This window comes from Streptomyces katrae, assembly GCF_000717655.1.
GTDB classification, from domain to species: domain Bacteria; phylum Actinomycetota; class Actinomycetes; order Streptomycetales; family Streptomycetaceae; genus Streptomyces; species Streptomyces katrae_B.
Genome location: NZ_JNZY01000069.1, coordinates 22,182 through 28,181, shown reverse-complemented (window position 1 = coordinate 28,181; position 6,000 = coordinate 22,182). Strand labels below are relative to the sequence as shown.

Genomic DNA, 6,000 nt, shown 5'->3' with positions numbered 1-6,000 from the left:
ACCACCAGGACCCAACCCACCCTGACCAGTACGAACGACACCCCCACCCGCGATAACAACTACCGCAGCGCCCCAGGGACAATCACCCGCGGTGTCGCAACTGCGCAGTACCCAACCTTCTCTGCACTAAGTCACATGGGTGTGGCTCCTTTGGAGGGGCGAGCGTACCCAGGTGCGTTCCGCTGGTGGCGGGCTCTGCCCTGGGCCCGGCGGTCAACGGTAGTAGGGCTCGACCGCGGCCCGTACCTCGTCGAGCAGCGCGGGGCCGTCCTGTGGCACGGGCGGCCGGCTGCTGCCAGGCCTGATGTCCAGGAGCTGTTCGCTGGACAGGGCGAACACCACTCGCCGCAGTCCTGCCCATTGGATGACGGCCTCGCACATCCCGCAAGGCTGGCAGCTGGTGTACATCGTGGTGCCTGCCGCCGTCTGCGCGTCGAGTTCTCTTGCGGCCCACCTCGCCAATTTGAGTTCCGGGTGTGCAGTGACGTCGTTGTCGGTGAGGGTGGTGTTGTGCTCCTCGGCCAGGATCGTCCCGTCCGGTCCTGCCAACAGAGATCCAAAGGGCGGGTTGCCGCTCGCGCGTGCCTTGGCCGCGAGAGAGATGGCCTGCCGGAGGAGGGTGTGGTCGTCGGGTGTGGTCATGACTGCTCCCTCGTGGTGCGGGGTGGGGTGTTGGGCGGGAGAAGGTGCGCGGCCACGGTGGCGAGGGCCTGCCAGGCCGCCTGCGGGTGACATGTCGCGTGGGGGGCGCCCTGGTAGGTGTCGAGGACGACGGACTTGGCGCCCAGCAGCCGCAGTTGGTCGAGGTCGTCCATGATCTGGTCGATGGTGCCCTCACCGGCGAGCCGTCCCGCTCCGTCGACCGGTTCCTTGGTGAGTCGCAGGGCGATGCGGGGAGCCAGGGCGGGCACGGGCAAGTGTTGCTCGTCCGCGTACGTCTGCAGCCTGCCTGCGGCTTCGCGCAGCCACGGCAGGGTGGGGCGCAGCGGATGCCATGCGTCTGCGAGTCGTACGGCCCGGCGCAGCCCCGCGTCGCTGTTGCCGCCGACCCAGACAGGGATCCGGCGGTCTCCGTATGAGGCGGTGTCCTTCCAGGCGGCCCGGAGGTCCCGCAGGTGGCTGTCAGTCAGCTGTCCGCGCTGTGAGAACGGGATGCCGAGGGCGGTGAACTCCTGCCGCGCCCAGCCCACTCCCACGCCGAGGATCAGCCGGCCGCCGCTCAGCTCATTCAGATTGGCCGTCATTCGGGCGGTGAGCAGCGGGTGCCGGTAGGGAGCGATGAGGACTGTCGTGCCGAGCTGGATACGGGTGGTGAGGCCGGCCAGCCAGGACAAGGTGGTGAAGGGCTCGTAGAAGGGTGCCGGGTAGCGCTCGGCGACATCCGGCGTAATGGCTATGTGGTCCGAGATCATCAGTAGGTCGAAGCCCAGGTCCTCCACGGTCTGGGCCCAGCTTCGCAACACTCCGGGGTCAGTGCCCGGGCCGAAATTGGGGACGTTCACTCCGATCTTCATAGGCCAAACCCTAGGCAGGGCGTATGGGTTGCCAGAAGGGATTCCCGCCTGTTCAGAGGCGGTTCAGCCGTGGATCCGCCGGTAGAATGGGCGTATGACCGAGAGTCTCGACGTGACGGACTGGGCGATCCTGGCAGAAGTCCAACGAGACGGCCGGATCCCGTTCACCGAGCTGGCGCGGCGGGTGAACCTGAGTGCGTCGGCGACCAAGGAGCGGGTGCGCCGGCTCGAGGAGGCCGAGGTGATCACGGGGTACCGGGCGGAGGTGAACCCGGAGCGGACCGGTTACCCGGTGATGGCGGTGGTCCGGCTCAAGTACCCGGGGCCGGGAACCCGGCACCAGCCGCTGCGCCGGCTGCTGGAAGAGCGCCCGGAGATCCTGGAGTGCCTGCGCACCACCGGAGACGACTGCTACGTCATGAAGGTGGTGGCCACGTCGATGGCCCACCTGGAGGAGATCGTCGACGAGCTGGCCGAGTTCGGGAGCACCACCACCAACCTCGTCCTCAGCCGGACGCTCCCGTTGCGCGGCCCGGGGGTGCCTCGGGGTAACACCGTCAGGTAGGCGCTGACGTGGCGCGAACGCCACCCCATCGCCAAGCCCGGCCGGCGCCCGATCAACTGCCCGTCATCCGCTGCCGCAGGGAGAGGGGAGCGACGTCAGCGGCGGTCTGGGCCAGTGCGCCGAGGGTGGGGCCGTCGGCGGTGGATCGCCAGGTAAGGGCCCAGTGGATGGTCGGGGCGTCGTCAATGAGGAGGAAGACGATGTCGGGGGGACGGTTGTAGCGGGCGGCGATCTCGCCCAGCGGGTGGACACACTGTCCGGAGGCGACCAGCGAGAAAACCTCGTGCAACGTCCGAGCGGCGGGCCCGCGCGGGATACGGCGGCCGAGCGGCGTACGCGTGGGGACCACAGCCGTGACCCAGTACTCGGGGGCGTGGGGGCCGAAGTCGACGACATGGTTGTCGCCGAGGTCTTCCAGCGGCGCGGTGCCGCGCTCGGCCAGCGGATGGTCTGCGGCCACGGCGAGCACGCGGCCTCCGGTCAGCAAGGTCGGGCCGACCGTGAGGTCCGGTTCGGCCCCCGGAAGCCACAGCACGCGGCTGTGTTCTTTGTGCGGCGCGGCGCAGGTTCAATAGCGACGAAGCTGTTGTAGTAAGCGGGTGTTCATTGCTGAAGAGAGTGACGTCGTAGCCAACTCCGTCGGGTGGTTGGTGTATCGGTACGACCTGGAGTGTGCCTGGCACTGCGGCGCTCGACTGATATGCGCCGGTGGTCAGTCGGTGAAGGACTCGGGGCCGAAACGGCCGCATGCGACGAAGGCAGCCAGGGCGAGGTAGATCAGGTCGCCGGCGATCGTGGCCTTCTCGCCACGGCGCAGACGCATGGTGACCGCGCAGGCGAACAGCAGAACGAGTCCGGTGGCGGCCAGCGGCACCAGCACCGGCGCGATGTCGAGCACCGCGGGCAGAATCAGGCCGACCGCAGCCAGCAGCTCGACGGCGCCGATGGCCTTGAGAGGCCCGGGGCTGAACTCCAGGATCCACTGCGCAGGGGAGCCCATCGCGGCCAGCTTCTCCTGCGGCACGAACATCTTGGAGCTGCCCACCAGGCAGACAGCGGCGAGCACCCCAGCGATGATCCACAGCGCGACGTTCATCATCAACTCCCTGGTCGAGGACTTCCGTACCCGAGACGAGGCAGCGACTCGGCCTGTGACATGCCCGAACCCAGACAGCGGAGAGACGTGGGTCACACCGTTGCGTGTCACAGGAGTGGGGGCTGCCTCGTCTTGGGGGTGAAGGCATCGACGAACATGGAGGAGCACACGATGGACGCGCGATTGAACTACTTCGCCAACCCGGCCGCCGGCAAGGCCCTCAAGTACTTGATGTCGGCTGGCCGGGAGCTGAAGGAATCGCCGCTGCCGGCCACGACGCAGGAGTTGGTGGCGCTGCGCGTGAGCCAGATCAATGGCTGCGCGGTCTGCATCGACATGCACACCAAGGAAGCCGCCGCGGCCGGCGAGAGCCCGGTGCGGCTGAACCTGATCGCGGCCTGGCGGGAAGCGACGGTCTTCACCGAGGCCGAGCGCGCCGCACTGGAGCTGGCGGAGCAGGGAACCCGGGTCGCGGACGCGGCCACCGGGGTCAGCGACGACGTGTGGGCCCGCGCCGCTCAGCACTACGACGAGGAGCAGCTCACGGCCCTCGTGCTGCTGGTCTCGTTCATGAACACGGTGAACCGGCTGAACATCATCACCCAGCAGCCGGCCGGCGACTACCAGGTTCGCCAGTTCCACTGAACCACCACCGCACCCTGGCCCAGGTCAGGCCCGCCGGGGCCAGGACGTCGTGGGCAAGGCGGGCAGGGCGGTCGCGGCACGAGCGTTGTCTGCTCCGCCCACACATCGGATGATCTTCGAAGGATGCCTCGCCGGCGGGGTCCGGCCGGGCACACAGACCGCAAAGGGGGAGTCGCCGTGGGCAAGGTCGAGGAGTTCGAAAAACTGCGGCCGCTGCTGTTCTCGATCGCGTACCGGATCCTGGGCAGCGTGGGCGAGGCGGAGGACGCGGTGCAGGAGACCTGGCTCCGCTACGACGCCTCGACCACCCGGCCCGTGTCGGCCAAGGCGTTCTTGTCAGCCACGGTGACCCGGATTGCCATCGACGTGCTGCGCTCCGCCCGGGTGCGGCGAGAGGAGTACGTCGGACCGTGGCTCCCCGAGCCGCTGCTGGACGATCCGTACCAGGACCCGGCCCGCGCGGCGGAGCTGGCCGACTCGGTGTCAATGGCGGCGCTGCTGCTCCTGGAGCGCCTCAGTCCGCTGGAGCGGTCGGTGTTCGTGCTGCGGGAGGTCTTCGCCTTCGGCTTCGACGAGATCGCCGCCGCGGTGGGGCGCTCAGAGGCGGCGTGCCGGCAGCTGCTCGTACGGGCACGCCGCCACATGCACGAGGGACGGCCCCGGTTCGAAGCGGACCGCCAGGAGCGGCAGGAGCTGGCCAGGCGGTTCTTCGAGGCACTGACACAGGGAGACGTGGACGGACTGCAGAATCTGCTGTCCGCCGACGTCCAGCTCATCGGGGACGGTGGTGGCAAGGCACCGCAGCTGGCCAGGGCCGTCGCCGGCGCCGAGAACGTGGCCAGGCTGCTCGCCGCCGTCTACCCGCTCATGGCCCGGATCGACATCACGTTCGAACCGCACGAGGTCAACGGGCAGCCGGGCGCGCTCTTCCGCGACCGCGACGGCAAGATCCTCCACATCCTCGCCCTCGACACACTCGACGGGCGGATCCAGACGATCCGCGCGGTCATCAACCCCGACAAGCTCAGCCACCTCGGCCCGGTCGCCGACGCCTGGGCCGTGGACCAGGAAGTGAAGCAGGCCCGTAGAACCCAGTGATCTCCCGACCAGCCTGACAGGGCAGGACCGGAGGTTTCCGTGCCGCATGCCGATGATCCTGGCGCACGGCTCGCCCATGACGTTCTCCCGCGATACGAACCGTGATCATCCACCGCGCAAGATCGATTATCGACACACCCACTGGGGGTTCAGTCATGATCCTGATCACCGGGGCCACCGGCGTCGTCGGCCGGGAAACCGTCCGCCTCCTGGTCGAGGGGGGAGCGGAAGTCGCCGCTGTCACCCGCGACCCGCACGCCGAATTCCCCGCGGGTACCCAGCTCGTCCATCCCGCGCAGGCTCCCGCCGTCGACGGCGTGGATGCCATCCTGCTCAGCCCGCGTGCTGCCGGTCCAACCGCTTTCGACCTGTTGGCCCACGCCCGCGAAACGGGCGCGGCGAGAGTGGTCGTACTGTCCGCCGTGACCGTGCAGTACCCGGCCGGGCACGCACGCTTCCGGCAGCAGTTCCACGCGGTCGAGGACATCGCCCGGGGGAGCGGCCTGGACTGGACGATCCTGCGCTGCGCCGATTTCGCCGCCAACACCCTGGCCTGGGCCGGGCAGATCCAGGCGACCGGGACCGTACGGGGGGGCATACCCGCACCGAGGACCTCGACCGTCGACGAGCGGGACATCGCCGCGGTGGCCGCCCTCGCCCTGACCCGCCCGCAGCACCACGGTCAGAGGTACTTGCTCACCGGAGAGCACACCTGGTGCGGCCCGACCGCAAGGACGAGCCGGTCCGGCACGGGAAGATCGCCCGTGTCCGCCAGTGGATCGAGGCCGTCATCGACACCCTCAGGGGCCAGCTCAGCCTCGACCAGCACGGCGGCAGAACCCCAGCAGGGGTCTACGCCCGCACCGGCCAACGACTCCTCGCCCTCGCCACCGCCATCTGGCACAACTGGACCACCAACGCCAAGATCAAACGCTCCCTGATCGCCTACGACCACTGAGAACATCGGACTCATTCATCGAGCCCGAGGTTGTGCAAGCCCGGGATCGGAAGGGCTTGCACGAGCCAGGCTAACGATGACAAACACCCCAGCGCGCGACGCATGACGCCCCGCGCGCGTGTAG

At 68.8% G+C, this 6,000-nt stretch carries 7 protein-coding genes and 2 pseudogenes; 5 read left to right on the top strand and 4 right to left on the bottom strand.

The window, feature by feature from the left end; genetic code table 11:
• Positions 1-213 precede the first annotated feature (213 nt).
• Positions 214-642: a nucleoside deaminase gene (locus tag IF09_RS0138385; protein ID WP_030304019.1), complete on the bottom strand. Its 429-nt coding sequence runs from the start codon at positions 640-642 to the stop codon at positions 214-216.
• A complete protein-coding gene (locus IF09_RS0138380) occupies positions 639-1,514 on the bottom strand; it encodes a TIGR03619 family F420-dependent LLM class oxidoreductase (protein ID WP_030304018.1) in 876 nt (291 codons plus the stop codon). The genes IF09_RS0138385 and IF09_RS0138380 overlap by 4 nt, the downstream gene beginning before the upstream one ends.
• A 94-nt stretch (positions 1,515-1,608) precedes the next feature.
• On the opposite strand from IF09_RS0138380, the gene IF09_RS0138375 reads away from it, so the two are divergent.
• Positions 1,609-2,079: an Lrp/AsnC family transcriptional regulator gene (locus IF09_RS0138375; protein ID WP_030304016.1), complete on the top strand. Its 471-nt coding sequence runs from the start codon at positions 1,609-1,611 to the stop codon at positions 2,077-2,079.
• A 52-nt stretch (positions 2,080-2,131) separates the two neighbouring features.
• Here IF09_RS0138375 and IF09_RS0138370 read toward each other — a convergent pair whose 3' ends face one another.
• Both IF09_RS0138370 and IF09_RS0138365 read right to left on the bottom strand, forming a co-directional pair.
• Positions 2,132-2,614, bottom strand: coding sequence for a LysR substrate-binding domain-containing protein (locus IF09_RS0138370; RefSeq protein ID WP_051833628.1), 483 nt, complete (start codon positions 2,612-2,614; stop codon positions 2,132-2,134).
• 177 nt (positions 2,615-2,791) lie between these two features.
• Positions 2,792-3,175 (bottom strand): DoxX family protein, encoded by a 384-nt coding sequence (locus tag IF09_RS0138365; protein WP_030304011.1) that lies wholly within the window; start codon positions 3,173-3,175, stop codon positions 2,792-2,794.
• A 171-nt stretch (positions 3,176-3,346) separates the two neighbouring features.
• Here IF09_RS0138365 and IF09_RS0138360 point away from each other — a divergent pair, with 171 nt between their 5' ends.
• The 4 genes and pseudogenes from IF09_RS0138360 to IF09_RS46630 all read left to right on the top strand — a co-directional run.
• On the top strand, positions 3,347-3,820 hold the full coding sequence (locus IF09_RS0138360; RefSeq protein WP_030304010.1) for a carboxymuconolactone decarboxylase family protein: 474 nt from the start codon (positions 3,347-3,349) through the stop codon (positions 3,818-3,820).
• Positions 3,821-3,997: 177 nt separating this feature from the next.
• Positions 3,998-4,918: an RNA polymerase sigma-70 factor gene (locus tag IF09_RS0138355; protein WP_030304009.1), complete on the top strand. Its 921-nt coding sequence runs from the start codon at positions 3,998-4,000 to the stop codon at positions 4,916-4,918.
• A gap of 155 nt (positions 4,919-5,073) precedes the next feature.
• Positions 5,074-5,529 (top strand): annotated as a pseudogene (locus tag IF09_RS44235) (SDR family oxidoreductase); the annotation flags it as partial.
• A 95-nt stretch (positions 5,530-5,624) separates the two neighbouring features.
• Positions 5,625-5,876: pseudogene (locus tag IF09_RS46630) on the top strand (IS982 family transposase); the annotation flags it as partial.
• Between the last annotated feature and the right edge of the window lie 124 nt (positions 5,877-6,000).

Bases quoted from the DNA above. Each gene is read 5' to 3' on its own strand.
- IF09_RS0138385 (WP_030304019.1), bottom strand. From the start codon at position 642: ATGACCACACCCGACGACCACACCCTCCTCCGGCAGGCCATCTCTCTC.
- IF09_RS0138380 (WP_030304018.1), bottom strand. From the start codon at position 1,514: ATGAAGATCGGAGTGAACGTCCCCAATTTCGGCCCGGGCACTGACCCC.
- IF09_RS0138375 (WP_030304016.1), top strand. From the start codon at position 1,609: ATGACCGAGAGTCTCGACGTGACGGACTGGGCGATCCTGGCAGAAGTC.
- IF09_RS0138365 (WP_030304011.1), bottom strand. From the start codon at position 3,175: ATGAACGTCGCGCTGTGGATCATCGCTGGGGTGCTCGCCGCTGTCTGC.
- IF09_RS0138360 (WP_030304010.1), top strand. From the start codon at position 3,347: ATGGACGCGCGATTGAACTACTTCGCCAACCCGGCCGCCGGCAAGGCC.